Origin of the sequence: Bradyrhizobium stylosanthis, from assembly GCF_001641335.1 — a bacterium.
Classification (GTDB): Bacteria; Pseudomonadota; Alphaproteobacteria; order Rhizobiales; family Xanthobacteraceae; genus Bradyrhizobium; species Bradyrhizobium stylosanthis.
On the sequence record NZ_LVEM01000001.1, the window covers coordinates 2,076,390 to 2,102,022 of the forward strand.

The following is a 25,633-nucleotide window of genomic DNA, read 5'->3' on the forward strand; positions in this document are numbered from 1 at the left end:
TATGGCTGATGCTCTAATATCATCGCCAATCCAGTTTGGAGGGGCGATGATCAGTCGCGAACTAAAAGGATCTGCTGCTCGGACATGACCGCCCGTGTCCGCTTTGCCCAAAACCTAGTGGTACGGGCTCTAAGCGCTCGGCCCTGCTGTACGATCGTGCGCGCTGCAATACTCCAACAATGACGTCGCAATGGATTTCGGATTTCTGCTGCGATAAGCCAAGCTCACCATGCGATCAGAATTCTCAACGCGATGGACGAGGAAAAGTCGACTAAACTATGCGAAGCTGCGAGGTACCGTCCGGCAGCACTACTCCCACTCAATCGTCCCCGGCGGTTTGCTCGTCACGTCGTACACCACCCGGTTCACGCCCTTCACCTCGTTGATGATGCGCGTCGCGGTCTCGCCCAAGAACTTCATGTCGAACTGATAGAAGTCCGCGGTCATGCCGTCCGTTGACGTGACGGCACGCAGGCCCACGACGTAGTCGTAGGTGCGGCCGTCGCCCATGACGCCGACCGTCTTCACCGGGAGCAGCACCGCAAAGGCCTGCCAGATGTCGTCGTAGAGGCCGTGCTTGCGGATCTGGTCGATGTAGACGGCGTCAGCTTTGCGCAGGATGTCGAGCTTGTCCCGGGTGATGTCGCCGGGGCAGCGGATGGCGAGGCCCGGGCCCGGGAACGGGTGGCGGCCGACGAAGATTTCGGGGAGGCCCAGCTCGTAGCCGAGCTTGCGGACCTCGTCCTTGAACAGCTCGCGCAGGGGCTCGACGAGCTTCATGTTCATGCGCTCGGGCAGACCGCCGACATTGTGGTGCGACTTGATCGTCACCGAAGGGCCGCCGGTGAAGGAGACGCTCTCGATCACGTCGGGGTAGAGCGTGCCCTGCGCCAGGAAGTCGGCGCCGCCGAGCTTCTTGGCCTCCTGCTCGAACACCTCGATGAAGAGGCGGCCGATTGTCTTGCGCTTCTTCTCGGGGTCGGTGACGCCTTCGAGCTCGCCGAGGAATTGCTTGGAGGCATCCACGTGCACGAGCGGGATGTTGTAGTGGTGGCGGAACAGATCGACGACGGTCTTGGCTTCGTCGAGGCGCAGCATGCCGTGATCGACGAAGACGCAGGTGAGCTGGTCGCCGATGGCTTCGTGGATCAGCACGGCCGCGACGGCGGAATCGACGCCGCCGGAGAGACCGCAGATCACCTTGCCCTTGCCGACCTGCTGGCGGATCTTCTGGATCTCCTCCTCGCGGAAGGCGCGCATGGTCCAGTCGCCGGTGAGGCCGGCGATCTTGCGCACGAAGTTGCGGATCAGCTTTGCGCCGTCGGGCGTGTGCACCACTTCGGGGTGGAACATCAGGCCGTAATATTTGCGCTTCTCGTCCTGGATGATCGCGAAAGGCGCGTTCGGCGAGGTGCCGGCGACCGAGAAGCCCGGCGGCATCTTGGTGATGCGGTCGCCATGGCTCATCCAGACCTGGTTCTTGCTGCCTGACGACCAGACGTCCTCGAACAGCTTGCTGTCGGCCTTGACCTCGACATCGGCGCGGCCGAATTCGCGGTGATGGCCGCCCTCGACCTCGCCGCCGAGCTGGGCCGCCATGGTCATCTGGCCGTAGCAGATGCCCATCACGGGCACGCCGGAAGCGAAGATGAGCTGCGGGGCGCGGGGCGAGCCGGCTTCGTGCACCGACTCGGGGCCGCCGGAGAGGATCACCGCTTTCGGCTTCATCTCCTTGAAGGCCTCTTCGGCCTTGTTGAACGGGACGATCTCGCAATAGACGCCGTCCTCGCGCACGCGACGCGCGATCAGCTGCGTCACCTGGCTGCCGAAGTCGACGATGAGAATCTTGTCATGCGCCGAGGCCACCGAGGGCGTCGACGCGGAGCGGTCGTTCTGTGCTGCTGTCATGGCAAGCAGATACGCGATGAGCCCCCTGCCCGCAACCGCGCTCGCTCGCGCGCCCACATGCTTCTTTGGGCATGGACAAACGGATATAGGTAAGTATTATTGACCTAATTTGCCCCGCCAGCAAACAGGGGCCGATCAGGGAGGAATGCCATGTCTTCGCATCATCAGCCATCGACGCTTGCCGCGCTCGGCCGGACCTGGGTCGAGGCCTGGAACGCGCGCGATCTCGAGCGCGTGCTGACGCTTTACGACGAGGCCGCCGTGATGACCTCGGACCGGATTCCGGCGATGGGGTTCGATGCCACCGGCACGGTGCGGGGTAAGGAGGCGCTGCGGGCCTATTGGAGCAAGGCGCTCGGGCTGCTGCCGGGGCTGCACTTCACGCTGATCGATGTGTTCGTCAGCCCTGACAGCGTGGTGGTGTTTTACGAGAACGAGCGGGGGAAGACGATCTGCGAATATCTGCGGGTGAATGAGGCGGGGCTGATCGTGCAGGGGTCGGCGAACCATTTGCCGCATTGATATTTGCGATCTTGCGCCGCGCCGCCACTCGCTCTCCGTCATCCCCGCGCGACAGCGAAGCCGTCGTCGCCGGAGGTGCGAGTGGCGCGATGCCAAAGCATCGCGCCGGGAGCCTCGAAGGATGCACGGCCGAGCTGGCAGCCGAGGCTGTCGCCTTCGAGGCTCGCCCTGCTTCGCAGGGCGCGCACCTCAGGGGTGACGGTCAGCTAGTTGGGCGCGCTATTTCCGCAGGCGTCATTGCGAGGAGCCCTTGCGACGAAGCAATCCAGACTGCTGCCGCGGATGCATTTCTGGATTGCTTCCTCGCTTCGCTCCTCGCAATGACGGCGGCGCGGGCCTGCGCTAACACTGCCCGCCGGCTCTGACACAGGACACCCCGATGAAACTCCCCACCTCCCCCTTCACCGTCACCGACTGGAGCAAGGTCGAGGCCACCACGCACGCCGGCGAGACCGGTCAGGCCAAGTGGCGCACGCTCAATATCGGCGATCTCCGGGTGCGGATGGTCGAGTATTCGCCGGGCTATCTCGCCGACCATTGGTGCGATCGCGGCCACGTGCTCTACGTGCTCGCGGGTGAGCTCGATTCAGAGCTGCGCGACGGGCGCAAGTTCAAGCTGACGGCGGGGATGAGCTACCAGGTTTCGGACTTCGGCGACGCCGCGCACCGGTCCTCGACGGCCACCGGTGCCACGCTTTTCATCGTCGATTGAGGTGCGCCAGGACGGTTAATTTGCACCGCAAAATAGCAAAGTTTCGCGGCATCCCGAGCCACGGGTGGTGCCTTGAAGTGGCCCCAAATTCTCGCTATATTGTGATCATCGATACTTGGCCGAACGACTGGGCCGCTTCGCTTCGTTTCAGACGGGCGCGCACGTTTCCAGATGAATTCTCCAAACATCGACTCATCAGGGCTATGGGCGCAATGCTGCGCACCGGCCCACGTGCGTAACCTCATCTAACTAACTAAAGGAAATTCCCATGGCTATGGGCACCGTGAAGTGGTTCAACACCCAAAAGGGTTATGGTTTCATCCAGCCGGACGACGGCCAGAAGGACGTGTTCGTGCACATCAGCGCCGTCGAGCGCGCTGGCCTCTCCTCGCTCAACGAGGGTCAGAAGGTCTCGTTCGACATCGTCGCCGACCGCCGCAGCGGCAAGTCGTCGGCTGACAATCTCCGCGTCGGCTAACGCCTGCGCAACGTTCTGACCGCGGACGTACCGGCAGAACGCTAGAAAACGAAAGCCCCGCGACCGGGACCGGTCTGCGGGGCTTTTGCTTTTGGGCCCGGATGACAACGTCGATCAAAGATGGTGTCGCCTGGATGGCGGTGCCGTAGGGTGGGCAAAGGCGCTCTTGCGCCGTGCCCACCATCTCTGCGCAACGGGCAAATCGTGGGCACGCTTCGCTTTGCCCACCCTACGCGAGCCGCGCGAGAAGCTACGCCTTCTTCAGCACCGAGACGAAGAACCCGTCGGTCCCCGTCCGCCGCGGCGTCATCAGCCACCCCTCCGGCGACTGCAGCGCTGCGTCCGCAAACGCCTCGGCCTTGTCCCAGAGCACGCTCGCGGTCTGCTCGGGCGGTACCACCGAAAACTCCGGATGGCGAGCGACGAACGCCCTCACCTGCTCGCCGTTCTCTTCCGCCAGCACCGAGCAGGTGATGTAGGCGATGCGACCGCCCGCCTTCACCAGCGGAACCGCGCGCTCCAGCACCTCGGCCTGGTCGCGCAGGCGGATCTCCAGCGCGCCCGGGCGCATGCGCCATTTGGCGTCGGGGTTGCGGCGCCAGGTTCCCGTGCCCGTGCAGGGCGCGTCGATCACGACGAGGTCGGCGCTGCCGCTAATGTCCGAAAGCGGATCGACCTCGCCCTTGGGCGTGCGGATATCGGCATTGTGGACGCCGGCGCGCGACAGGCGCTCGTGGATCGGGGCGAGCTGGCGCTTGTCGCGGTCGGTCGCGATCAGCCGGCCCTTGCCCTGCATCAGGGCAGCGAGCGCCAGCGTCTTGCCGCCGGCGCCGGCGCAGAGGTCGATCACCTGCTCACCGGGCTTTGCCGCGGCGAACTGGGCCGCAAGCTGCGATCCCTCATCCTGCACTTCAACGCCGCCCTTGATGAAATCCTCTTCGGCTTGGATGCCGGGATTGCGCGCATCGGCGGAAAGCTCGATGCGAAGGCCCGTTGCCGACCATGGCGACGGTTTCGCATGAAGATGAGCAAGCGCCTTCAGCACCTTGTCGCGATTGGATTTTAGCGTGTTGACGCGCAGATCGAGCGGAGCGCGGCTCGCCATCGCGGCGGCTTCCGCGGCGCGGTCCTCGCCGAACACCTTTGCGAGATACGGGTCGAGCCACTCGGGATAGTCGCCCGCGACGGGCGCCGGTGCGTCCTTGAGGGAGCGATGGCCGAGCGCCGCCTGCTCGGCCTCGGTCAGCGGCGACGGCGCAAAGCGGCTGCCGTCGAACATGGCGGACATCGTCGCCGCGTCCATCTCGCGCTCGAGGCGGAGCATGCCGATCAGCCTGGCGCGCGCGGTGTCGGCGTCCATCAGCCAGGCGCTCGAGGCGTAGCGGCGCAGCACGTCCCAGACGAGGCCGGCGATCGCGGCGCGGTCGCCGGAGCCGGCGAAGCGGTGCGCGGTGCCCCACTCCTTCAGCGCCTTGGCCGCGGGCACGCGGTCCTTCTCGATGGTGTCGATCAGTTCAATGGCTGCGGACAGCCGGGCAGCGGGGGTCATTTGAATCTTTCAGATTAGATTGAGCGTATAAGGCTCAGATCACCAACAGCATTCTCAGCGCGAAGTAGATCCACATCGCGAGCAGCACCAGCACGCCGGCGAGCCAGATCGTGGAGCGGCGGCCGAGATCGTTGGAGGAGACGAACACGCCGGCATGGGCAAACCGCGTCACCACGAACACCCAGGACATCAGCACGATGAAGAGATCGGCATGGCGCAGCGGCAGCGCCAGCGCGATCAGGACGTAGAACAGCACCGGCAGCTCGAACTGGTTGCGATAGCAATTGCCGATCTGGGTGGCGCCCTGGGGCCAGTTCGGCTCGCCGAGCGCGATGTCGCGGGCCTTGGTCTCGCCCGAGACCAGCGAGCGGCGGCGCGCGAAGGCCATGCCGAGCAGGAGCGCGAAGGTGAGACCGACCTGCACGAAGACAGGCAGCAGGACCATTTGGACGGACATCGGAACTTTCCCGTAAGGCGTAACGCCGCGACCGTCATTAGCCGCGACTCCTGACGCTGACAATCAGCCAGTTGAACCGGTGTTCCCGCTTCTGCGACCAACCTGCGATTGTCTAAGCAATTTCCGCCCCTTTTCGGGGCACAAGGCGAGAGACCGCCATGAACGGCTTGTTTGGCTCTTCGATCGGCTCCTGGGCAGAATCCGCTGACGGCCAGCTCGGCATCCTGATGTCGGCGCTGGCGGGCATCGCCACCGCGCTCGCGGTGGCGATGGCGATGACGGTCTATTTCCGCCTGAGCTACCGGAGCTGGCGCGACGTCGCCAGGCACGGTCTTGCCACGCTCGCCGCGCTCGTCCTGCTCGTCTTTGCCGCCTACGACATGCGCCACGCCGCGCTCGCCTATCTCGGGCTCAATCCGTCCAAGCCGGCGGTCGAGTTCGAGATCCGCATGCCCCGGGAAACGCTGACGACCGTCAACGACAGCCAGATCGAGCTGCACACCGACCGCAACCAGACGCTGGCGCTGGTGGACGGCGTGCGGGACCTCAACGACGGACGCGCGGTGCTGCGTGGCGCGGTCGCGCTCAACCACCGCACCGCGGACCGCGTACTGGTCGTGAACCTGCCCGGCAAGGGCACCTTCGAATTCCGCCTGCGCCTCGCCGCCGAGCCGCATCGCACCGTCGAGTTCGGCCCCTGGCACCTCGCCGACCGCATCGCCTCGCCGGCGGCCGGCAGCATCGCGCCGCAGGATGCCTACACGATCCGCTATCGCGTGCTTTGACCAATGCCCCCTGGCAGATCCGGCGCGGCAACGGCGTTTGCCTTCGCGGCCCTCCTTTGCTCCACAACGCTGTCGGCCATCGCCGCGCCAGCCGATATCGCCGCCTGTGACCGACTTGCGGCCCATCCGACCGATCCGGACAGGCCGGCCGATGTGAAGGGCACGCTCGACATCGCCGACGTCCCCGCCGCGCTGAAGGCGTGCAAGGCGGCGGCAGCTGCGTCCGATTCCCCACGCCGCATCTGGACCGAGCTCGGCCGCGCCCATGAATTCAACCGGCAGACCATCGAAGCCGCAAACGCCTATCGCAAGGCGGCCGACGCCGGCAGCTCCACCGCGATGGCCGGCCTCGGCGTGCTGCTGATCAACGGCAACGGCATCAGGAAGAACATCGCCGAAGGACGGACGCTGATCGAGAAGGCGGCGAATGCCGGCGATGTCGAAGGCATGATCAATCTCGGCTCGCTCTACGGTGCCGGTGTCGGCGGAAAGGCCGATGTCGCGATGGCGCGCAAATGGTACGCCAAAGCCGTCGAGGCGAATTCGAGCGAGGCGATGTATCAGCTCGGCTTGATGACGCAGGACGGCGACGGCGGGCCGAAAGACGATGTCGCCGCCAGGGCGCTGTTCGAAAAAGCCGCCGCGCTCGATCACGCGGATGCGCTGGAGCGGCTGGGTGCCTATGCCGAAGCCGGCCGTGCCGGCGAGAAGGACGCCAAGGCCGCCATCGCCTATTACAGGCGCGCTGCCGCGCTCGGCAATGAGGATGCCGGCAAGGCGCTGGAGCGCCTGCGCTGTCCGTACGTGCTCAAAGACCTCCGCGATGGCAAACGCGCCGGGCGGATTTGTTTCGACGGCGGATAGATTCCTCGTCGCCTGCTTCAGACGTTGTCTGCTTTAAACTTTGTTCGAGCGCGGATGACGCGCGCGCGTCATCGTTCCGACAAGCGAGCACGGATATGCTGATGCCATGTCCGAATTTCGCCTCACGCAGATTTCCGACACGCATCTCGGCCGGCGCTTTCCCGGCCTGATCGCAAACTGCCACGCGGTCTGCGAGTACATCGACACGGAGCGGCCCGATCTCGTCGTCAACACCGGCGATGTCTCTTTCGACGGGCCGAGCGGCCGCGACGATGTCGTCTTCGCGAAGGGCCTGCACGACGCCCTGCCCGTTCCCTGCCGCTACCTTCCCGGCAATCACGACATCGGCGACAATCCGACCGCGATCGGGCCGGCGCCGAAGCCGCCGGTCACGGAAGCGCACCGAGCGCAGTTCTGCGAGATCATCGGCGAAGATCATTGGTCGTTCGAGGCCGCCGGCTGGTGCTTCATCGGCCTCAACACGCTGGTGATGAATTCAGGCCTCGCCTTCGAGGCCGGGCAATTCGACTGGCTGTCTCAGGAAATCTCGCGCGTGAACGGCAGGCCGGTCGCGCTGTTCCTGCACAAGCCGCTATTCCTCAACCTCCCCGACGATCCAGAGACGCCCGAGACCTCGATCCGCTACGTGCCGCAGCCGGCGCGCGCGCGGCTGATCGAGATGTTCGCGCCTATCGACCTGCGCCTCATCGCCAGCGGCCACGTGCATCAGCGGCGCGACTTCACCTTCCGCCACACCCGCCACGTCTGGGCGCCGTCCGTTGGCTTCAGGATCAACGACGCGCGTCAGGACCGCATCGCGATCAAGGAGACCGGCTTCGTCGAGTATCGCTTCCGGCCCGACAGTCTCGAGGTCCGCCACCTCAGGGCTGCAGGTCAGGCCGATATCGACATCGAGGAAGTGCTCGCCCAGATGGGCGGCGAGCACTAGCTCGATCCGCGACCAGCTCAATCTGGCGGCAGATACCCTTATCTAATTACCTATTTGCATCGAACTTGTCCCCATACTGGTTAGATTTGGCTGATGACAACGTTGTCATTCAGACATATCGTGACCTGAGCGGTCAAAAGGCCGCCGAGGGAGCGACGATGCAGTTCTTGTCCCCAAGGGATAGCCGCCTTTCGACGACCACGCGGGGCATCCCCCTGGTCGATGGCCTCGCCACCGAGGACGTCGGCAGCCAGCGCTGGTCACCGTCGCGCGGCGATCTCGCGCTGCCCGCCCTTACCCTCGATGAAGCCGCCTTCGGAGCCAACCGCGACCTCTTCCTGAATTGGTGCAGGAGCGCCGGCGTTGCCGTCGCGCCGCACGCTAAGACGCCGATGTCGCCGGAGCTGGCGCGCTCGCTGCGCGCAGCCGGCGCCTGGGGCACGACGGTCGCGAACATCCAGCAGGCCGCGGTGCTGCTCGCGAGCGGCGAGCGCCGCCTGTTGCTGGCCAACCAGATCGGCGGGCTCGCAGCCGGCCGGCGGCTCGGTGCACTGCTGAGCGCCTATGGCGATGTCGACTTTCACGCCTTCGCGGACTCGCCCGCGGCGGTCGCAGCGCTCGCCGAAGCCGCGCGCATCGCCGGACGCAGCGAGCTCTCCGTGCTGGTCGAGCTCGGTGCGGGCCGTGCCGGCGCGCGCGATCCCGCCGCGGTCGCGGCCACGATCGCGGCCATACTGAGCGCCGACCGGCTCGTGCTCGGCGGCGTCGCGACCTATGAGGGCGCAGCCGCAACATCCGATGCCGAGGCGACGCTGCGCGCGATCGCGACGCTGCTGGAGCGCACCGTCGAGGCCTTCGCGCTGGTACGTGCCACCGTCCCGCAACGGCCGCTGATCATCAGCGCCGGCGGCTCGGCCTATTTCGACATCGTCGCGCGCGCGCTGGCGCCGGTCGCCCAGGCGGACGGCAACGCCATCGTCCTGCTGCGCTCGGGCGCGCTGTTCTTCGCCGATCACGGCATCTATGCCCGCGCTTTCGCCGACATCGATCGGCGCGGCGGCCTGCTCGTCGACGGCCTGCACCACTCCGCCGCCAAAAGCTTTCGTCCCGCGCTGACGCTCTGGGCCGAGGTGCTGTCGCGGCCCGAGGCCGGGCTTGCGATCGCGGGCTTCGGCATGCGCGATGCGTCGTTCGATCAGGGATTGCCCCTGCCCTTGCGCGTCTTCCGCGACGGCGTCGAGCAGCAGGGGCTCGCCGCTCAGCTGGCCGTGACCCGCCTCAATGATCAGCATGCGTTCCTCTCCGTTGCGCCCGAAGCCGCGCTCGCTGTCGGCGACATCATCGCCTTCGGCATCTCGCATCCCTGCACCTGTCTCGACCGCTGGAGCGTCGTCCTCGGCCTCGACGCCGACGGCGTCGTGACGCGCGCCTTCCCAACCCAGTTCGGCTGAAAGCGGGCGCGATGAATTTCCTGCCGCTGTGGCGCTATCAGAACCAGCTCATCGACGGCGCCATCGTCACGCTGGAGTTGACGGTGATCTCGGCGCTGGCCGGCCTCGTGATCGGCATCGCCGGCGCGGTCGCGCTAAAGGGGCGCATCACGCCGCTGCGCTGGCTGGTGCGCGGGTATATCGAGCTGTTCCGCAACACGCCGTCGCTGATCCAGATATTCATCGTCTTCTTTGTGCTGCCGAGCTTCGGGTTGAAGCTGCCGGCGTTCGAAGCCGCTTGCGTCGCGCTGTCGCTTTATTTCGGGGCCTATTCGGTCGAGATCATCCGCGCCGGCCTCGATTCCATTCCGCGCAGCCAGATCGAGGCCGGCCAGTGCCTCGGGCTCTCGGGCTGGCAGGTGTTCCGCCACATCATCTTGCCGCCGGCGCTGCGCAACGCCTATCCCGCCGTGACCAGCCAGTTCGTGCTGCTGCTGCTCGGCACCTCGCTCGCCTCCCAGGTCGCCACCGATGAGCTGTTTCACGTCGCCGGCTTCATCGAGAGCCGCACCTATCGCAGCTTCGAGGTCTATGCGGTGATCTGCGCGGTCTATTTCGCGATGGCGATGTCGTTCAAGGCGCTGTTCGCCATCATCAGCCTGGCCGCCTTCCGCTGGCCGCGGCGGCGCTGAGGGACAGGCCATGCGATCCTTCTCCCTCATCGATTTCGTCTCGCTATTCACAGCACTGCGCTGGACCGTCGCGCTCGTCGTGCTCGCGCTGCTCTTCGGTGCGCCGCTGGCGCTCGGGCTCGCCATGGGCCGCATCAGCCGCTTTGCCGGGCTGCGCTGGACGATGGCCGCACTCATTCAGGTGATCCAGAGCGTGCCGCTGCTCGGCCTCCTGTTCTTCTTCTATTTCGGCATGCCGGTGTTCCTGGGAATCCAGGTGCCGGCGCTCGTTGCCGTGACCGTCGCCTACACGCTCTACACCGCGGCGTTCCTCGGCGAGATCTGGCGCGGCGGACTGGAAGCGGTGAAGCAGGCGCAATGGGAGGCCGGCGCCTGCCTCGGCCTCTCCGCCTGGCAGCAGTTCCGCCACATCATCGCGCCGCAGGCGCTGCGGCTGTCGCTGCCGCCGACCGTCGGCTTCCTGGTGCAGCTCATCAAGGGCACCTCGCTCGCCTCCATTCTCGGCTTCGTCGAGCTCGCCCGCGCAGGGCAAGTGGTGAGCGCGGCGACGTTCCAGCCGCTGCTCACCTATGCGCTGGTCGCTGCGATCTATTTCGCGCTGTGCCTGCCGCTCACGCTCTGGTCCCGCTCCCTGGAGGCCCGCCTCGATGGCTCTCGTTGAAATCCGCGACGTGCACAAGACATTCGGCAAGGTCGAGGTGCTCAAGGGCGTCTCGCTCGATGTCGAGGAAGGCGAGATCGTCACCATCATCGGCCGCTCCGGCTCGGGCAAGTCCACGCTGCTCCGCTGCATCAACGCGCTGGAGAGCGTCGACACCGGCGAGATCCGGGTCGAGGGCCAGAAGGTCCACGCCAAGATGCCGGACCTGAAGAAATTCCGTCAGCGCGTCGGCATCGTGTTCCAGGCCTTCAATTTGTTTCCGCATCTGAAGGTCGAGCGCAACATCACGCTGGCCCCCCTCCTCACCGGCCGCATCGACAAGGCGAAAGCACGGGCGCTGGCAGAGGACGTGCTGACCCGGGTCGGCCTCGCCGACAAGATCGACGCCTGGCCGGAACAGCTCTCCGGCGGCCAACAGCAGCGTGTCGCCATCGCGCGATGCCTGGCCATGGCGCCTCACCTCATGCTGTTCGACGAGGTGACCTCGGCGCTCGACCCCGAGCTCGTCGGCGAAGTCCTGAAGGTGATGGAGGCGATGGCGAAGCAAGGCATGACCATGATCCTCGTTACCCACGAGATGGGCTTTGCCCGCAACGTCGCCAACCGCATCGTCTTCATGCACCAGGGCCGCGTCTGGGAACAGGGACCGCCGGCCAAACTGTTCGCCAATCCTGAGACACCCGAACTCGCAAGCTTCATCGCATCCGCCAAGTAACCACTTCCCCCTTCAAGGAGAGCGTCATGAGACAATTGAAGTCCCTCTTCACCATCGCGGCGACGGCCCTCGCCGTCCTTGCCGCGCCAAACCTTGCCAAGGCCGACAAGCTCCAGGACGTGCTCGGCTCCGGCAAGATCCGCGTCGGCATTCTCACCGATGCCGCGCCCTGGGGCTTCAAGGACGACAAGGGCGAGATCGCCGGCCTCGACGCCGATCTCGCCAAGCTGATCGCCGCCGACATGGGCGTGAAGCTCGAGCTGGTGCCGGTGACGGGCGCCGCGCGCATCCCGAGCCTGCTCTCCGACAAGATCGACATGCTGATCGCCGGTCTCGGCGCGACGCCCGAGCGTGCCCAGCAGGTGATGTTCTCGCAGCCCTATGCGGTGGTGAATCTCGGCGTCTATGGCGCGAAATCGCTGCCCTCCGCCACCGGAAAGAAGCCGGACAATCTCGACGGCCGCAGCGTTGCCGTCGCCAAGGGCTCGACGCTCGACGTCTGGCTCACCGACAACGCGCCGAAGGTGAAGCTGGTGCGCTTCGAGGACACGCCGGCCGCACTTGCCGCGTTTCTCGCAGGACAAGCCGACACCTTTGCGGAGAACAGCGCCATCGCGCTGAAGGTCCAGGACCAGAATCCGACCAAGGAGGTCGAGCTGAAGTTCCTGATCCGCCAGTCGCCAGCCCATGTCGGCGTGCGCCAGGGCGAGCAGAACCTGCTCAACTGGATCAACACCGACATCTTCTTCAACAAGCTGAACGGCAAGCTCGGCGCCCTGCAGCTGAAATGGTTCAAGGAAGAACAGTCGCTGCCGACGCTGTAGGCCGACATGCTCCCGCGCTTGTCGCGGGAGCACTCACGAGGAGACTTTCAGATGATCAAACGTTACGTCGTCGGCTCGCGCATGAGCCAGGCCGTCGCCGCCGGCGGCATGGTGCACATCGCAGGCCAGGTCGCCGATGACCGCAAGGCCGGCATCGTGTCGCAGACCCAGCAGGTGCTGGCCAAGATCGACGCGCTCCTGAAGGAAGCGGGCTCCGATCGCTCCAGGCTGATCGCGGTCAACGTCTTCCTGCCGCATATCACCGACTTCGACACCATGAACTCGGTCTACGACGGCTGGATCGATCCGGCCAATCCGCCGGCGCGCGCCTGCGTCGAAGCCCGTCTCGCCGATCCCGATCTGCGCGTCGAGATGACCGCAGTCGCGCTGCTGTAGCAGCATCGCTCTTCCTTCAACTTTCGGCCGGCGTCGGCAACGACGCGGCCCCGAGGCAAGCCATGCATACCGGACTGTTTCACGAGATCGACTTCGAGAAGGACCAGAAATGGTCCGGCCATCTCGGCATTCCCTTCTCGATCGACCGCTCCCCCTATTTTCAGGTCAAGATCCCGATCTTCCGGATCAAGAACGGCGCCGGCCCGAAGCTGCTGTTGATGGCCGGCAATCACGGCGACGAATATGAGGGCGAAATCACGCTGACGCGGCTCTATCGCCGCCTCGACGCGAAGGACATCAAGGGCGAGATCACCATTCTTCCTTTTGCCAATTTCCCCGCCGTGATGGCGGCGCGCCGCCGCTCGCCGCTCGACGAAGGCAATCTCAACCGCGCCTTCCCCGGCGATGAAGCGGGCACGCCGACGTTTCGACTCGCACACTTCCTCGAGCACGCGCTGTTTCCGCGCCACGACGTCGTGTTCGACATCCACTCCGGCGGCACCTCGATGGCGCACGTGCCGTGCGCGCTGATCGAGCGCCAGGGACCGCCCGAGATGTTCGGCCACGCGCTGCGCCTGATGGAAGGGCTCGGGATGCCCTTCGCCTTCGTCGCCGAGAACGGTGCGACTGCGCCGACCTCGATGGCGGCCGCCGCCCGCGCCGGCGCGATCGGGCTGTCAGGTGAATTCGGCGGCGGCGGCACCGTCACGCCGCAGACGATGGCGTTCACCGCGCGTGCCGTCGACCGGCTGCTGCTTGCCCTCGGCCTCGTTCAGGCCCCGGTGCTGGGGCCGCACGCGCCAGTCGAACGCGCCACTGAGCTGCTGGCGCTGCAAAGCCATGCCCAGGCGGTGTTCGCGACGCGCCGCGGCTGGTTCGAGCCCGCCGTCACCGTCGGCGCGCGGGTCAAGGCGGGCGACGTCGCGGGCTGGTACCACGACTTCGAGCGTCCAGAGCTTGCCGAAGAGGTGCTGCGCTTCCCCGCCGACGGCATCGTGATCTCGCAGCGCCTGCACACCGACAGCCAGAGCGGCGACTGCCTGGTCCAGGTCGGCCGCGCGCTGTCGCGTGACGAGCTGCCTGCGCGCTGAGTTTTGGAGACGATACCAACTTCGACTAAAGCGCGATGAGATTGGGATAAATCGTCATCGCGCTTTAGGTTTTTTATTTGAGCATGATCTTTCCGGGAAACCGCTTCACACTTTTCCGGATCATGCTCTAGCCTCGGGATTCGATGACCGATCCGGCAAAGCCAGGTTATGACGACGTCGTGCGCATTCCGGCGCCGCCCGGCCGCAGCAATGCGACCGGACGGCCGCCGCGCATCGAGGAGGTCGCCGAGCGCGCCGGCGTCGCCCCGATCACGGTGTCGCGGGTGCTGCGCCACCCCGAAAAGGTCAATCGAGAGACCCGCGAGCGCATCCTCGGCGTGATCGAGGCGACCGGCTACGCCTCCAACCCGCACGCCCGCGCGTTGCGCTCGGGCCGGTCGAACGTGGTCGTCGCCTTTGTTTCCAACATCCTCAGCCAGCAGTTCGGCCTCGCCGTGCGGAGCTTCGCCGCGACGCTGGAGCCGGAAGGCTTCGAGGTGCTGGTCGGCCAGACCTCCTACTCCTATGCCAAGGAGGTCGCGATGATCCAGTCGCTGCGCGGCATCCGTCCCGCCGCGGTGATGTTCACCGGCGTGATCGAGCTCGAGGAGAACCGCGCGGCGCTGGCCGAGCTCGGCATTCCCGTGATCGAGACCTGGGCGTTCCCACGCGATCCCATCGACATGCTGGTCGGCCTGCCCAACGCGGATGCCGGCGCGATGGCGGCGAAGAGGCTCGCCGAGGCCGGACATCGGCGCCTCGCCTTCATCGGCCGCAGCAGCGGCCGCGGCGCGCTCCGCCGCGACGGGTTTCGCGCGGCAGCGGCACAGCTCGGCCTCGAGATCGTCCACGAGATCGGCGTCGGCGAGATCAGGGGCCTCGTCGACGGCCGCGCCGCCTTCACCACCCTGCTCGATCGCGGCGGCAAGGTCGATGCCGTGTTCTGCGCCAACGACCTGCTGGCGACCGGCGCATTGATCGAGGCGCGCGCCCGCGGCATCTCCGTGCCGCGCGACCTCGCCGTGCTCGGCTTCGGTGACAACGACGTTGCCGATCAGATCACGCCCGGCCTCACCACCATCTCGTTCGACGCGGCAGCCGTGGGACGCATTGCGGGCGAATTGCTGCTGGCGCGGCTCGCCGGCGCACCTGCGGCCGAGCAACGGCTCGCGGTCGAATTGTCCCTGATCGAGCGTGGCAGCGTCTGAGCGCTTGCGGCTTACGCGACGCTCTTGAGATCCTGCTGGATCGCGGCGAGCAGGGATTCCAGCGCGGCGCTGTTCACCGGCCTCGCTTCGGCAATCGGAGGCTGGATGCTCGTGGGCTGAACGCCGGCAGGCTGCACAGCCTTTACCGGGCGCTTCGGAAACGGTGGCCGCGTCGGCATGGCGCTTTGCGTGAACTCGCCTTCCTCCTCGGCATGAACGAACTTGCCGTGGATGACGTCGTCACGGCGGCCCATGACGAACATCGTCGCCCAATAGCCGGCAGCCAGGAGGATTACGCTGAAAATACCAATCTCTAACATCGCAGCACCTGAAATATGCGCGATGATTCAATGCCTTCGCCGGTCCGTCAATGAACAGGGGGTCACACCTGCGGCTTTTGCGGGCAGGTGTGACCATTTGGTGACTCTTTCTTAACTATCCCCAGCCGCCATGTGGCTGTAGTGCAACGGGAGTCCTAGTCCCTGTCGCGCTAGGCCTTGTCGGGCCCGACCCGCACCAGCTGCTTGCCGAAATTGGCGCCCTTCAGCAGGCCCATGAAGGCGCCGGGGGCGCTCTCCAGGCCCTCGGTGATGAACTCCTTGTACTTGACCTTGCCGTCGCGGACCCAGCCGGACATGTCGCGCAGGAAGTCGCCATGGCGGGAGGCGAAGTCGGAGACGATGAAGCCGCGGAAGGTCAGCCGCTTGGTCAGCGTCGCACGCATCATCGCTGCGGCCCATTTCGGCGGCTTGGCCTCGGTGTCGTTGTAATGGGCGATCAGGCCGCAGACCGGCACGCGCGCGAACGGATTGAGCAGCGGGAACACCGCCTCGAACACCGCGCCGCCGACGTTCTCGAAATAGACGTCGATGCCCTTCGGGCAGGCATCCTTCAGCTTGGCGGCGAGATCGGGATCGCGGTGATCGATGCAGGCATCGAAGCCGAGCTCCTTCACCACGTAGTCGCACTTGTCCTTGCCGCCGGCGATGCCGACTGCGCGCGCGCCCTTGATCTTCGCGATCTGACCGACGGCCGAGCCGACCGCACCGGAAGCGCCGGCAACGACGACGGTCTCACCTTCCTGCGGCTTGCCGATGTCGAGCAGGCCCGTATACGCGGTCATGCCGGGCATGCCGAGCACGCCGATGGAGGTCGAGATCGGGCCGAGCTTGGGATCGACCTTGATCAGGCCCTTGCCGTTCGAGATCGCATTGGTCTGCCAGCCGGTCCGTGCGCGGACGATATCACCCTTGGCGAAGTCCGGATTGTTGGAGGCCGCGACCTCGCTGACCGCCTCGCCTTCCATCACGCCGCCGACCGGCACCGGCGCGGCGTAGGACGGACCATCGCTCATGCGCCCGCGCATATAGGGATCGAGCGACAGCCAGATCGTGCGCAGCAGCACCTCGCCTGCGCCGGGCGTGGGGACAGCGAATTCCTCCAGGCGAAAATCAGACGATTTGGGTTCGCCGACGGGACGCGCGGCGAGAACGATGCGTTTGCCTTGAGACATGGCTTCCTCCGAATTGTTTCGGCGTGAACGGAAGCGGAGGCAGGTAGCTACGTCAATACAAAAGCGGTGGAGCGCTTAGACGCAGAGGCGAACACAGCTCTCGTGCCCCGGACGCGCTGCGGCACGCAGTGACGCTGCACAGAGCCGCGCCCCAGAGAGCTACGTCGCAATATGCGGCGACATGAGCCCCGGCTCTGCAGCCCACCGCTGAAGAAGCGCTGCGCCGCGCCCGGGGCACGAGAGCGAAGGTGACTGGCGCTCTTCCCTAGAATTTTAAGTACCGGATTAAAGCCGTGATCAGCCCACCAGTCTAGGCTGCATCAAGACGAACGCCTCGCCTCTGCCGTGCGCCGTTTGGCGGAAGTGGCTGCGATACGGCAAACAAGGTTGGACTGGGAATGGCGTTGTTGAGGCAGCACGTCGGGCGAATGGGACTCGCAGCTCCAAAGAGCACGGCGTGGCAAATAACGTTGGTCGTAGCCGGCTTCCCGCTATTCCTCATCGCCGGCCCCACGCTCATTGCGTGGCTCGCAGGCTTCTCCTCAGACTTCCTTTTGGCGGCAGGCGGTATTGCCGCCTGGATGCTCATCTTCCTGCCGACGTGGATCGCACTGTTTCTCAATCATCGCCGCGTCGCTTATATACTCGTCGCAAATTTCCTCTGCGTATTGCTGGCCGTCCTCTGTTGGCTGGCGGACATGTCCGTCATCAGTTGGGCCGGCTTCGGCGGAGACTTTTGGGTGGCGTTCCTGGAGTGGCAGGTTGTGCTGATCTGGTCTCTCATCAAAAGCAAGCGACCGGATGCGGCAAAGCTGGATCACCCCGCTCCGCCGATCCCATCACCTGACCTTGCGTCGGCGTAACTAGCCCCCGCCCGGATAGTTCGGGGCTTCGCGCGTGATCGTCACGTCGTGGACGTGGCTTTCGCGCAGGCCCGCGCCGGTGATGCGGACGAACTGGGCCTTGTCGTGCAGCTCCTTCATGTCGCGTGCGCCGACATAGCCCATGGCGGCGCGCAGGCCGCCGGCGAGCTGGTGCATGACGTTGCCGACCGGGCCCTTGTAGGGCACCTGGCCCTCGATGCCTTCAGGCACGAGCTTGAGCGTGTCCTTGATGTCCTGCTGGAAGTAGCGATCGGCCGATCCGCGCGCCATCGCGCCGACCGAACCCATGCCGCGATAGGCCTTGTAGGAACGGCCCTGCCACAGGAACACTTCTCCCGGGGTCTCGTCGGTGCCTGCGAGCAGCGAGCCGACCATGGCGATGTCTGCACCGGCGGCGAGTGCCTTGGCGAGGTCGCCCGAGAACTTGATGCCGCCGTCGGCGATGACAGGGATATCGGCCTTCTTCGCCGCTTCCACCGCATCCATGATCGCGGTGAGCTGGGGAACGCCGACGCCGGCGACGATGCGTGTGGTGCAGATCGAGCCCGGGCCGATGCCGACCTTGATGCAGTCCGCGCCCGCATCGATCAGCGCCTGCGTGCCCTCGGTGGTGGCGACGTTGCCGGCGACGACCTGCACGGAGTTGGAGAGACGCTTGATGCGGTTCACCGCATGCAGCACGTGGCGGGAATGGCCGTGCGCGGTGTCGACGACGACGAGGTCGACGCCGGCATCGATCAGGCGCTCGGTGCGATCGAAGCCGGTATCGCCGACCGTGGTGGCGGCGGCTACGCGCAGGCGCCCTTGCGCGTCCTTGCAGGCGAGCGGATGAGCGACCGCCTTCTCCATGTCCTTCACGGTGATCAGGCCGACGCAGCGATATTGCTCGTCGACGACGAGCAGCTTCTCGATGCGATGCTGGTGCAGCATCCGCCGCGCCTCGTCCTGGCTGACGTTCTCGCGCACCGTGACGAGGCCTTCATGCGTCATCAGCTCGGAGACTTTTTGCCGGCGGTCGGTGGCAAAGCGGACGTCGCGGTTGGTGAGGATGCCGACCAGCTTGCCGGGCGTATTCTTGCCGGCGCCGGTGACGACGGGAATGCCGGAGATGCCGTGATCGCTCATCAGCTTGAGCGCATCGTCGAGGCTCGCCTCGGGGCTGATGGTGAGCGGGTTCACCACCATGCCCGACTCGTAGCGCTTGACCTGCCGCACCTGGGCGGCCTGCCCCTCGGGGTCGAAATTGCGATGGATGACGCCGAGGCCGCCGGCCTGCGCCATGGCGATCGCCATGCGGGCTTCGGTGACGGTGTCCATGGCGGAGGCCATGATCGGGATGTTGAGCGGGATGGCGCGGGTGACGCGGGAGCGGATGTCGACCTCGCCAGGCATCACGTCCGACAGGCCCGGCTTCAACAGCACGTCGTCGAACGTAAAGGCTTCGCGGATGCCTTGTTGCACCGTGGCCATGTGCCAACTCCTTCCTGCGGCCCTGCCGCAAATAGCAATGGATGAGCGCCGCCCTCGGCGTACCTTGCGGCATCGCCGTCGAATCGGAGCCCATCGGTGGGGTTGACGCGGGTCGATAGCATGCCCGCGTGACGAATCAAAGCAATTCGGCCCGCTGGCCAGCCATGCACAGGCTTTTTATGTAAATTCGGCGTGGATAGCCCATGCTCGTCGTCATTCCCCGGCGCGCGCCAGCCGGCGCGCCCGGGAATGACGAGAGGCGAGACGGCGTGTCCCGCCCTCCGGCGCAACCTGGAAGTGAGGGTCACACCGTTGTTACGCAGGATTTAGGTGCTATGCGTCGATCCGCAATGGTCCGCACAAGGCGACGGTGATAAGCCGCAAGTCCACCCCTCCTTCTGATTTTCATTACCAATCCGTCATGGTCGACAAGCAACGCGTCATCCCGCTGATCGTGGCCACCGCGCTCTTCATGGAAAACATGGATTCCACGGTGATCGCCACCTCGCTGCCGGCGATCGCGGCCGACATCGGCACCAGCCCGCTGACGCTCAAGCTCGCGATCACCTCCTACCTGCTGTCGCTCGCGGTGTTCATCCCGGCGAGCGGCTGGACCGCCGACCGGTTCGGCGCGCGGATGGTGTTCGCGATCGCGGTCGGCGTGTTCATGGTCGGCTCGATCGGCTGCGCGCTCTCGACCTCGGTCACCGACTTCGTGTTCGCGCGCATCCTGCAAGGCATGGGCGGAGCGATGATGACGCCGGTCGGGCGCCTCGTGCTACTGCGCTCGGTCGACAAGAGCGCGCTGGTCAACGCGATGGCGTGGGTGACCATCCCTGCCCTGATCGGCCCGGTGATCGGGCCGCCGCTCGGCGGCTTCATCACGACCTACGCTTCCTGGCACTGGATCTTCCTGATCAACATCCCGATCGGGCTGCTCGGCATCTTCATGGCGCTGAAGTTCATCGATCCCATCAAGAGCGAGACGCAGGAGAAGTTCGATCTCTACGGCATGGTGCTCGCCGGGCTCGGCCTCGCCGGCATTGCGTTCGGCCTGTCGGTTGCCGGCCTCAATCTACTGCCGTGGAGCACGGTCGCGGCCCTGGTCGTGGGCGGCGCGATCTCGATGACGCTCTACGTCATCCACGCGCGGCGGACGGGATCGCCGGTGCTGGACTTTTCGCTTTTGAAACTCCCCACGCTGCGCGCGGCGATTTTGGGCGGCTTCCTGTTCCGCCTCGGCATCGGCGCCCTGCCCTTCCTGCTGCCGCTCTTGATGCAGATCGGTTTCGGGCTGTCGCCGTTCCATTCGGGCCTCGTCACCTTCGCCTCCTCGCTCGGCGCCATGGGCATGAAGACGCTGGCTGCGCGTCTCATCCGCACCTTCGGCTTCCGCAATTTGATGACGGTGAACGCGATCGTCAGCGCGTTCTTCCTCGGCGTCTGCGCGCTGTTCACGGTGACGACGCCGCTGCTCATCATCATGGTGATCCTGGTGGTCGGCGGCTTCTTCCGCTCGCTCGAATTCACCGCGATCAACACGGTTGCCTATGCCGACGTCGAGAGCCCGCAGATGAGCCGCGCCACCACGCTCGTCAGCGTCAACCAGCAGCTCGCGGTCTCCGCCGGCGTTGCCGTCGGCGCCGCCTCGGTGGAGACGACGATGTGGCTCAGCCATGTCAGCGAGCTCAACGCCGCCGTGTTCATGCCGGCCTTCGTCGTGGTGGCGCTGACCTCGGCGGCCTCGAGCTGGTTCTTCTGGCAGATGCCGGCCGATGCCGGCCACGAGATCTCCGGCCGCAAGGCGGTGGAGATCGCCAGCCGCAAGGGCGCCGGCAAGGGCGCGGAGAAGGCAGCCGTGAAGGCCGCGACGGAAGATACGCAGAACGTGCGGGATCAGCGGCTGGGGTGAATTAAGCGAGCCATCGCCCTACGCTCGGTGTCGTCCCGGCGAAGGCCGGGACCCATACGCCGAGACGGTAGCTTGGCGCGAGACGGCCATTGGTGGTCTTCGCCAAATGCAATTCGGTGGTTATGGGTCCCGGCCTTCGCCGGGACGACCGCGGAATTTTTACTACGCCCCGCCCCGAAACCCCGTCGCGAGCACGTAACGCTCCGAGGAATCCTGCCGGCTCGCGGCGGGCTTGACGTGCCGCACCGTGGCAAAGTCGCGCTTGAGCCGGGCGAGCAGATCGGCGTCGGCGCCGCTCTGGAAGGTCTTCGCCAAAAACGTGCCGCCGGGCTTGAGCACGTCGCAGGCAAACGCGGCGGCGGTCTCGACCAGGCCGACGATGCGGAGCTGGTCGGTCTTGCGATGGCCGGTCGTGTTGGCGGCCATGTCGGACATCACGATGTCGGCGCCGCCGCCGAGCATCGCGGTGAGCTTGTCAGGGGCGCCGTTGTCCATGAAATCGAGCTGCGCGAAATCGACGCCGGGAATCTCGGGCATTTCCAGCAGGTCGATCGCGACGACCTTGCCCTTGCCTTCGACCGATCCGACGCGCTTGGCGGCGATCTGGCTCCAGCCGCCCGGCGCGGCGCCAAGGTCGACCACGGCCATGCCGGGCTTCAAGAGGCGGAACTTGTCGTCGATCTCCAGCAGCTTGAACGCGGCGCGCGAGCGATAGCCCGCGGCCTTGGCCTTGGCCACATAGGGATCGTTGAGCTGCCGCTCCAGCCACAGCTTCGACGACAATTTGCGCTTGCCGCCGGTCTTGACCTGGACGTGCAAGCGGCCGGTGGTGTCTTTGGCCATCTCACCAGCTCCTGAGCGCGCCGTCCTCGCGCATCATCTCGACCAGCATGCCCTCGCGCAGGCCCCGGTCGGCGACGCGCAGGCGCGGCAGCGGAAAGGCGCGGCGGATGGCATCGAGAATGGCGCAGCCGGCGAGCACGAGATCGGCGCGCTCGACGCTGATGCAGCTGTTGCCGGCGCGTTCCTCGTAGCTCATGCCGAGCAGCTTGTTGATGGTCGCGGTGATGTCGGCATCGTTCATCCAGATGCTGTCGATGCGGCGGCGGTCGTAGCGCGGCAGGTTGAGATGGATGCCGGCGAGCGTCGTCACCGTGCCTGATGTGCCGAGCAGGTGCATGTCCGCGAGATCGCGACCGTGCTCCGCCGCGAACGGGGTGACGTGGCTGGCCACTTCCCGCTCCATCGCGGCGTAGATCTCCGGCGTGACATCGCGGCCGCCGAACTGCTCGGCGAGCGTGACCACGCCATACGGGATCGACATCCAGGCTTTGATGCGCGGCTCCGGATTTTGAGCGTCGCGCTCGATCCGCACCAGCTCGGTCGACCCGCCGCCGATGTCGAACAGGATGGCGCCCCTGCCCCTGGGATCGACCAGCGGCGAGCAGCCGACCACGGCGAGCGCGGCCTCGGTCTCGCGGTCGATCACCTCGAGCTCGATGCCGGTTTCGGCCGCGACGCGGCTGCGGAAACCTTCCGCATTCGAGGCCGCGCGGCAGGCTTCGGTCGCGATCAGCCGCAGCCGGCGCGCCTTGCGCAGGTTGATCTTGTCGCGGCAGATGCTGAGCGCGGCAATGGCCCGCTCGATCGCGGCCTCGCTGATGCACCCGGTCGCCGAGACCCCCTCGCCGAGCCGGATGATGCGCGAGAAGGAATCGACCACGCGAAAGCCGTCCTGGGTCGGACAGGCGATCAGCAGCCGGCAATTGTTGGTGCCGAGGTCCAGCGCCGCATAGACGCCGGTTCCCAGCGCCTGCGCGGGGACGGCCGGTTCGGTGGCCAACGCCACCGCCGCCATCGACCCCTCCAGCTCACCGTGCGGCGCATGGCCGTCGCGGAGCCGCGTGTGGTCATTCATACAAACTGTCTTTCCGAGGCCGCTCGGGCCGGTCAGGAATTGCTTTTTCGCCTGAAACATTAGCAGCGCGGCAGGCCTGCGCAACAACGCATCACATGGGACCATGTCCATTCGTGCGTTGTCGTGAACGGAGCCGTGGGTTATCTCAATGGGGTCCGGCCCCCCACCAGGCGCCCCGCGAAATCGCGCAAATGCCGGCTTTTCAGGTCGATTCCATGCAAGAACACACCAAATCGTCCACGCTCGAAAACGCTATTGCACTGCAAAAATACGGTGTCGGTCAGCCGGTCCGCCGCAAGGAGGACGACACCCTGGTGCGCGGCAAGGGCCGCTACACCGACGATTTCAACCTGCCCGGCCAGGCCTATGCCGTGGTGGTCCGCTCGACCCATGCCCATGGCGTCATTCGCGGCATCGGCCTCGATGCCGCCAAGGCGATGCCGGGCGTGCTCGGGGTGTGGACCGGCAAGGACCTCGATGCCGCCGACTACGGCCCCTTCACCTGCGGCCTGCCGCTGAAAAGCCGTGACGGCTCGCCCCTGCTCCAGACCAACCGCCAGCCGCTGGCGACCGACAAGGTCCGCTTCGTCGGCGATCCCGTCGCCTTCGTGGTGGCCGAGACGCTGGCGCAGGCGCGCGACGCGGCCGAAGCGGTCGAGCTCGACATCGAGCCGCTGCCGGCGGTGACGGACCCCGAGGAAGCCGCCAAGCCCGGTGCGCCGCAGCTCTACGACCACATCCCGAACAACGTCGCGCTCGATTACCATTATGGCGACATGGACAAGGTCAACGCAGCCTTTGCCGGCGCCGCCCACGTCACCAAGATCGACATCGAGAACACCCGCGTCGCCGTGGTCTCGATGGAGCCGCGCGTCGGCCTTGCCTCGTTCGACAAGAAGTCCGAGCGCTACACGCTGCAGGTGCCGACGCAGGGCGTCGCGGGCAACCGCGCCAATCTCGCCAAGAACCTGAAAGTGCCGAACGAGAAGGTGCGCATCCTCACCGCCAATGTCGGCGGCTCCTTCGGCATGAAGAACATCAATTACCCCGAATACATGTGCATCCTGTATGCGGCGAAGGAATTGGGAAAACCGGTGAAGTGGCTCGACGAGCGCTCCACCAGCTTCCTCTCCGACAGCCACGGCCGCGCGCAGAAGATCCACGCCGAGCTGGCGCTCGATTCCGAGGGGCACTTCCTTGCGGCGAAGCTGTCCGGCTACGGCAATCTCGGCGCCTACATCACCGGCGTCGCGCCCGGCCCGCTCTCGCTCAACACCGGCAAGAACTTCTCGAGCGTCTACCGCACGCCGCTGATGGGCGTCGACATCAAGACGGTGCTGACCAACACCACGCTGATGGGTGCCTATCGCGGCGCCGGCCGGCCCGAGGCCAACTACTACATGGAGCGGCTGATCGACCGCGCCGCCGACGAGATGGGCATCAACCGGCTCACCTTGCGCAAGCGCAACTTCATCAAGCCGAACCAGATCCCGTTCGCGGCCTCCTCGGGCGTCACCTATGACAGCGGCGACTTCCAGGCCGTGTTCAACAAGGCTCTCGACATCTCCGACCACGAAAACTTCGCCAAGCGCAAGAAGGAGAGCAAGAAGGCCGGCAAGCTGCGCGGCATCGCCGTCGGCTCCTATCTCGAGGTCACCGCGCCGCCGAGCCCCGAGCTCGGCAAGATCGTGTTCGACGCCGACGGTACCGTGCAGCTGATCACCGGCACGCTCGATTACGGCCAGGGCCATGCCACGCCGTTCGCGCAGGTGCTGTGCGAGCAGCTCGGCGTGCCGTTCGAGAGCGTGAAGCTGGTGCAGGGCGACAGCGACATCGTCCACACCGGCAACGGCACCGGCGGCTCGCGCTCGATCACAGCGAGCGGCCAGGCCATCGTCGGCGCCGCCAAGCTCGTCATCGAGAAGGGCAAGCGCGCCGCCGCGCACATGCTGGAGGCGTCCGAAGCCGACATCGAGTTCGAAGGCGGCAGCTTCACCATCGCCGGCACCGACCGCAGCATCGACATCATGGAGCTCGCCAAGAAGCTGCATGACGGCAAGACGCCGGACGGCGTGCCCGACTCGCTCGACGTCGATCACACCAGCGACCCGGTCGCCTCGGCGTTCCCGAACGGCTGCCACGTCGCGGAGGTCGAGATCGATCCCGATACCGGCGTCGTGCAGATCGTGCGCTACAGCGCGGTCAACGATTTCGGCACGGTGATCAATCCGCTGCTGGTCGCCGGCCAGCTCCATGGCGGCGTCGTCCAGGGCATCGGCCAGGCGCTGATGGAGCACGTCCGCTACGACGAGAGCGGTCAGCCGATCACGGGCTCGCTGATGGACTACGCCCTGCCCCGCGCCGAGGACGTGCCGAACATGACGGTCGGCGATCACCCCGTGCCCGCCACGACCAACCCGCTCGGCAGCAAGGGCTGCGGCGAAGCCGGCTGCGCCGGCAGCCTGTCGACGGTGGTGAACGCGGTGCTCGACGCCTTGTCGGACTACGGCATCAAGCACATCGACATGCCGCTAACCCCGGAGCGCGTGTGGCGCGCGATCCAGGACGCGAAGGGCAACGCGGCGTAAGGGACGCTCGCTCTCTCCTCCGTCATGGCCGGGCTTGTCCCGGCCATCCACGCCTTCGTGCACCAAGAACGTGGATGCCCGGGACAAGCCCGGGCATGACGATGTGG

General features: G+C 66.0%; 25 protein-coding genes. 17 read left to right on the top strand and 8 right to left on the bottom strand.

Annotated elements, in window-relative coordinates; translation table 11 throughout:
* Positions 1-309 precede the first annotated feature (309 nt).
* On the bottom strand, positions 310-1,908 hold the full coding sequence (gene guaA / locus A7X65_RS10145; protein WP_063684907.1) for a glutamine-hydrolyzing GMP synthase: 1,599 nt from the start codon (positions 1,906-1,908) through the stop codon (positions 310-312).
* Positions 1,909-2,058: 150 nt separating this feature from the next.
* Here guaA and A7X65_RS10150 point away from each other — a divergent pair, with 150 nt between their 5' ends.
* From A7X65_RS10150 to A7X65_RS10165, 3 genes are all read left to right on the top strand, one after another.
* Positions 2,059-2,430: a nuclear transport factor 2 family protein gene (locus A7X65_RS10150; protein WP_063684331.1), complete on the top strand. Its 372-nt coding sequence runs from the start codon at positions 2,059-2,061 to the stop codon at positions 2,428-2,430.
* Between the two features lie 379 nt (positions 2,431-2,809).
* Positions 2,810-3,142, top strand: a complete 333-nt coding sequence (locus A7X65_RS10160; protein ID WP_063684335.1) for a DHCW motif cupin fold protein — start codon at positions 2,810-2,812, stop codon at positions 3,140-3,142.
* A 268-nt stretch (positions 3,143-3,410) separates the two neighbouring features.
* Entirely contained in the window at positions 3,411-3,620 is a 210-nt protein-coding gene (locus tag A7X65_RS10165; RefSeq protein WP_008141931.1) for a cold-shock protein, read from the top strand.
* Positions 3,621-3,870: 250 nt separating this feature from the next.
* Here A7X65_RS10165 and A7X65_RS10170 read toward each other — a convergent pair whose 3' ends face one another.
* Together A7X65_RS10170 and A7X65_RS10175 are read right to left on the bottom strand one after the other, a co-directional pair.
* Complete coding sequence (locus A7X65_RS10170; protein ID WP_063684336.1) at positions 3,871-5,169, bottom strand: RsmB/NOP family class I SAM-dependent RNA methyltransferase; 1,299 nt, start codon at positions 5,167-5,169, stop codon at positions 3,871-3,873.
* Positions 5,170-5,203: 34 nt separating this feature from the next.
* Complete coding sequence (locus A7X65_RS10175) at positions 5,204-5,626, bottom strand: MAPEG family protein (protein ID WP_063684338.1); 423 nt, start codon at positions 5,624-5,626, stop codon at positions 5,204-5,206.
* 158 nt (positions 5,627-5,784) lie between these two features.
* On the opposite strand from A7X65_RS10175, the gene A7X65_RS10180 reads away from it, so the two are divergent.
* The 11 genes from A7X65_RS10180 to A7X65_RS10230 all read left to right on the top strand — a co-directional run bounded on the left by A7X65_RS10180 (position 5,785) and on the right by A7X65_RS10230 (position 15,241).
* Positions 5,785-6,411 carry a hypothetical protein gene (locus A7X65_RS10180; protein ID WP_063684339.1) on the top strand — a complete coding sequence of 209 codons (627 nt, stop codon included), beginning with the start codon at positions 5,785-5,787 and terminating at the stop codon, positions 6,409-6,411.
* 3 nt (positions 6,412-6,414) lie between these two features.
* Positions 6,415-7,275 carry a tetratricopeptide repeat protein gene (locus tag A7X65_RS10185; protein WP_063684341.1) on the top strand — a complete coding sequence of 287 codons (861 nt, stop codon included), beginning with the start codon at positions 6,415-6,417 and terminating at the stop codon, positions 7,273-7,275.
* 106 nt (positions 7,276-7,381) lie between these two features.
* Positions 7,382-8,224, top strand: coding sequence for a metallophosphoesterase family protein (locus A7X65_RS10190; RefSeq protein WP_063684342.1), 843 nt, complete (start codon positions 7,382-7,384; stop codon positions 8,222-8,224).
* 158 nt (positions 8,225-8,382) lie between these two features.
* On the top strand, positions 8,383-9,675 hold the full coding sequence (locus A7X65_RS10195; protein ID WP_063684343.1) for an alanine racemase: 1,293 nt from the start codon (positions 8,383-8,385) through the stop codon (positions 9,673-9,675).
* 11 nt (positions 9,676-9,686) lie between these two features.
* Complete coding sequence (locus A7X65_RS10200; protein WP_063684345.1) at positions 9,687-10,346, top strand: amino acid ABC transporter permease; 660 nt, start codon at positions 9,687-9,689, stop codon at positions 10,344-10,346.
* A 10-nt stretch (positions 10,347-10,356) separates the two neighbouring features.
* Positions 10,357-11,007: an amino acid ABC transporter permease gene (locus A7X65_RS10205; RefSeq protein ID WP_063684347.1), complete on the top strand. Its 651-nt coding sequence runs from the start codon at positions 10,357-10,359 to the stop codon at positions 11,005-11,007.
* Complete coding sequence (locus A7X65_RS10210) at positions 10,994-11,722, top strand: amino acid ABC transporter ATP-binding protein (protein ID WP_063684349.1); 729 nt, start codon at positions 10,994-10,996, stop codon at positions 11,720-11,722. The genes A7X65_RS10205 and A7X65_RS10210 overlap by 14 nt, the downstream gene beginning before the upstream one ends.
* A 26-nt stretch (positions 11,723-11,748) precedes the next feature.
* A complete protein-coding gene (locus A7X65_RS10215) occupies positions 11,749-12,546 on the top strand; it encodes a transporter substrate-binding domain-containing protein (protein ID WP_063684350.1) in 798 nt (265 codons plus the stop codon).
* 51 nt (positions 12,547-12,597) lie between these two features.
* A complete protein-coding gene (locus A7X65_RS10220) occupies positions 12,598-12,942 on the top strand; it encodes a RidA family protein (RefSeq protein ID WP_063684352.1) in 345 nt (114 codons plus the stop codon).
* A 62-nt stretch (positions 12,943-13,004) separates the two neighbouring features.
* The gene (locus A7X65_RS10225) at positions 13,005-14,033 is read left to right on the top strand and encodes a succinylglutamate desuccinylase/aspartoacylase family protein (protein WP_063684353.1); all 1,029 of its coding nucleotides are present in this window, start codon (positions 13,005-13,007) and stop codon (positions 14,031-14,033) included.
* Positions 14,034-14,176: 143 nt separating this feature from the next.
* Complete coding sequence (locus A7X65_RS10230; protein WP_063684355.1) at positions 14,177-15,241, top strand: LacI family DNA-binding transcriptional regulator; 1,065 nt, start codon at positions 14,177-14,179, stop codon at positions 15,239-15,241.
* An 11-nt stretch (positions 15,242-15,252) separates the two neighbouring features.
* Here the strand turns inward: A7X65_RS10230 and A7X65_RS10235 are convergent, their stop codons facing one another.
* The gene (locus tag A7X65_RS10235) at positions 15,253-15,561 is read right to left on the bottom strand and encodes a hypothetical protein (RefSeq protein ID WP_063684356.1); all 309 of its coding nucleotides are present in this window, start codon (positions 15,559-15,561) and stop codon (positions 15,253-15,255) included.
* Positions 15,562-15,731: 170 nt separating this feature from the next.
* Positions 15,732-16,754, bottom strand: a complete 1,023-nt coding sequence (locus tag A7X65_RS10240) for an NADP-dependent oxidoreductase (RefSeq protein WP_063684358.1) — start codon at positions 16,752-16,754, stop codon at positions 15,732-15,734.
* Between the two features lie 470 nt (positions 16,755-17,224).
* Between A7X65_RS10240 and A7X65_RS10245 the strand changes: the two genes are divergently transcribed.
* On the top strand, positions 17,225-17,617 hold the full coding sequence (locus tag A7X65_RS10245; RefSeq protein ID WP_156527719.1) for a hypothetical protein: 393 nt from the start codon (positions 17,225-17,227) through the stop codon (positions 17,615-17,617).
* Here A7X65_RS10245 and guaB read toward each other — a convergent pair whose 3' ends face one another.
* Positions 17,618-19,108, bottom strand: coding sequence for an IMP dehydrogenase (guaB, locus tag A7X65_RS10250; protein ID WP_063684361.1), 1,491 nt, complete (start codon positions 19,106-19,108; stop codon positions 17,618-17,620).
* 421 nt (positions 19,109-19,529) lie between these two features.
* Between guaB and A7X65_RS10255 the strand changes: the two genes are divergently transcribed.
* The gene (locus A7X65_RS10255) at positions 19,530-21,020 is read left to right on the top strand and encodes a DHA2 family efflux MFS transporter permease subunit (RefSeq protein ID WP_063684363.1); all 1,491 of its coding nucleotides are present in this window, start codon (positions 19,530-19,532) and stop codon (positions 21,018-21,020) included.
* A 162-nt stretch (positions 21,021-21,182) separates the two neighbouring features.
* Here A7X65_RS10255 and A7X65_RS10260 read toward each other — a convergent pair whose 3' ends face one another.
* Both A7X65_RS10260 and A7X65_RS10265 read right to left on the bottom strand, forming a co-directional pair.
* Positions 21,183-21,863 (bottom strand): RlmE family RNA methyltransferase, encoded by a 681-nt coding sequence (locus A7X65_RS10260; RefSeq protein ID WP_063684365.1) that lies wholly within the window; start codon positions 21,861-21,863, stop codon positions 21,183-21,185.
* A 1-nt stretch (position 21,864) separates the two neighbouring features.
* Positions 21,865-22,938: a Ppx/GppA phosphatase family protein gene (locus tag A7X65_RS10265; RefSeq protein ID WP_063684366.1), complete on the bottom strand. Its 1,074-nt coding sequence runs from the start codon at positions 22,936-22,938 to the stop codon at positions 21,865-21,867.
* 215 nt (positions 22,939-23,153) lie between these two features.
* Between A7X65_RS10265 and A7X65_RS10270 the strand changes: the two genes are divergently transcribed.
* On the top strand, positions 23,154-25,526 hold the full coding sequence (locus A7X65_RS10270) for a xanthine dehydrogenase family protein molybdopterin-binding subunit (protein ID WP_063684908.1): 2,373 nt from the start codon (positions 23,154-23,156) through the stop codon (positions 25,524-25,526).
* Positions 25,527-25,633: the final 107 nt, after the last annotated feature.

Coding starts and splice junctions, on each gene's coding strand:
- guaA (WP_063684907.1), bottom strand. CDS start 1,908: ATGACAGCAGCACAGAACGACCGCTCCGCGTCGACGCCCTCGGTGGCC.
- A7X65_RS10150 (WP_063684331.1), top strand. CDS start 2,059: ATGTCTTCGCATCATCAGCCATCGACGCTTGCCGCGCTCGGCCGGACC.
- A7X65_RS10160 (WP_063684335.1), top strand. CDS start 2,810: ATGAAACTCCCCACCTCCCCCTTCACCGTCACCGACTGGAGCAAGGTC.
- A7X65_RS10165 (WP_008141931.1), top strand. CDS start 3,411: ATGGCTATGGGCACCGTGAAGTGGTTCAACACCCAAAAGGGTTATGGT.
- A7X65_RS10170 (WP_063684336.1), bottom strand. CDS start 5,169: ATGACCCCCGCTGCCCGGCTGTCCGCAGCCATTGAACTGATCGACACC.
- A7X65_RS10175 (WP_063684338.1), bottom strand. CDS start 5,626: ATGTCCGTCCAAATGGTCCTGCTGCCTGTCTTCGTGCAGGTCGGTCTC.
- A7X65_RS10180 (WP_063684339.1), top strand. CDS start 5,785: ATGAACGGCTTGTTTGGCTCTTCGATCGGCTCCTGGGCAGAATCCGCT.
- A7X65_RS10185 (WP_063684341.1), top strand. CDS start 6,415: ATGCCCCCTGGCAGATCCGGCGCGGCAACGGCGTTTGCCTTCGCGGCC.
- A7X65_RS10190 (WP_063684342.1), top strand. CDS start 7,382: ATGTCCGAATTTCGCCTCACGCAGATTTCCGACACGCATCTCGGCCGG.
- A7X65_RS10195 (WP_063684343.1), top strand. CDS start 8,383: ATGCAGTTCTTGTCCCCAAGGGATAGCCGCCTTTCGACGACCACGCGG.
- A7X65_RS10200 (WP_063684345.1), top strand. CDS start 9,687: ATGAATTTCCTGCCGCTGTGGCGCTATCAGAACCAGCTCATCGACGGC.
- A7X65_RS10205 (WP_063684347.1), top strand. CDS start 10,357: ATGCGATCCTTCTCCCTCATCGATTTCGTCTCGCTATTCACAGCACTG.
- A7X65_RS10210 (WP_063684349.1), top strand. CDS start 10,994: ATGGCTCTCGTTGAAATCCGCGACGTGCACAAGACATTCGGCAAGGTC.
- A7X65_RS10215 (WP_063684350.1), top strand. CDS start 11,749: ATGAGACAATTGAAGTCCCTCTTCACCATCGCGGCGACGGCCCTCGCC.
- A7X65_RS10220 (WP_063684352.1), top strand. CDS start 12,598: ATGATCAAACGTTACGTCGTCGGCTCGCGCATGAGCCAGGCCGTCGCC.
- A7X65_RS10225 (WP_063684353.1), top strand. CDS start 13,005: ATGCATACCGGACTGTTTCACGAGATCGACTTCGAGAAGGACCAGAAA.
- A7X65_RS10230 (WP_063684355.1), top strand. CDS start 14,177: ATGACCGATCCGGCAAAGCCAGGTTATGACGACGTCGTGCGCATTCCG.
- A7X65_RS10235 (WP_063684356.1), bottom strand. CDS start 15,561: ATGTTAGAGATTGGTATTTTCAGCGTAATCCTCCTGGCTGCCGGCTAT.
- A7X65_RS10240 (WP_063684358.1), bottom strand. CDS start 16,754: ATGTCTCAAGGCAAACGCATCGTTCTCGCCGCGCGTCCCGTCGGCGAA.
- guaB (WP_063684361.1), bottom strand. CDS start 19,108: ATGGCCACGGTGCAACAAGGCATCCGCGAAGCCTTTACGTTCGACGAC.
- A7X65_RS10255 (WP_063684363.1), top strand. CDS start 19,530: ATGGTCGACAAGCAACGCGTCATCCCGCTGATCGTGGCCACCGCGCTC.
- A7X65_RS10260 (WP_063684365.1), bottom strand. CDS start 21,863: ATGGCCAAAGACACCACCGGCCGCTTGCACGTCCAGGTCAAGACCGGC.
- A7X65_RS10265 (WP_063684366.1), bottom strand. CDS start 22,938: ATGAATGACCACACGCGGCTCCGCGACGGCCATGCGCCGCACGGTGAG.
- A7X65_RS10270 (WP_063684908.1), top strand. CDS start 23,154: ATGCAAGAACACACCAAATCGTCCACGCTCGAAAACGCTATTGCACTG.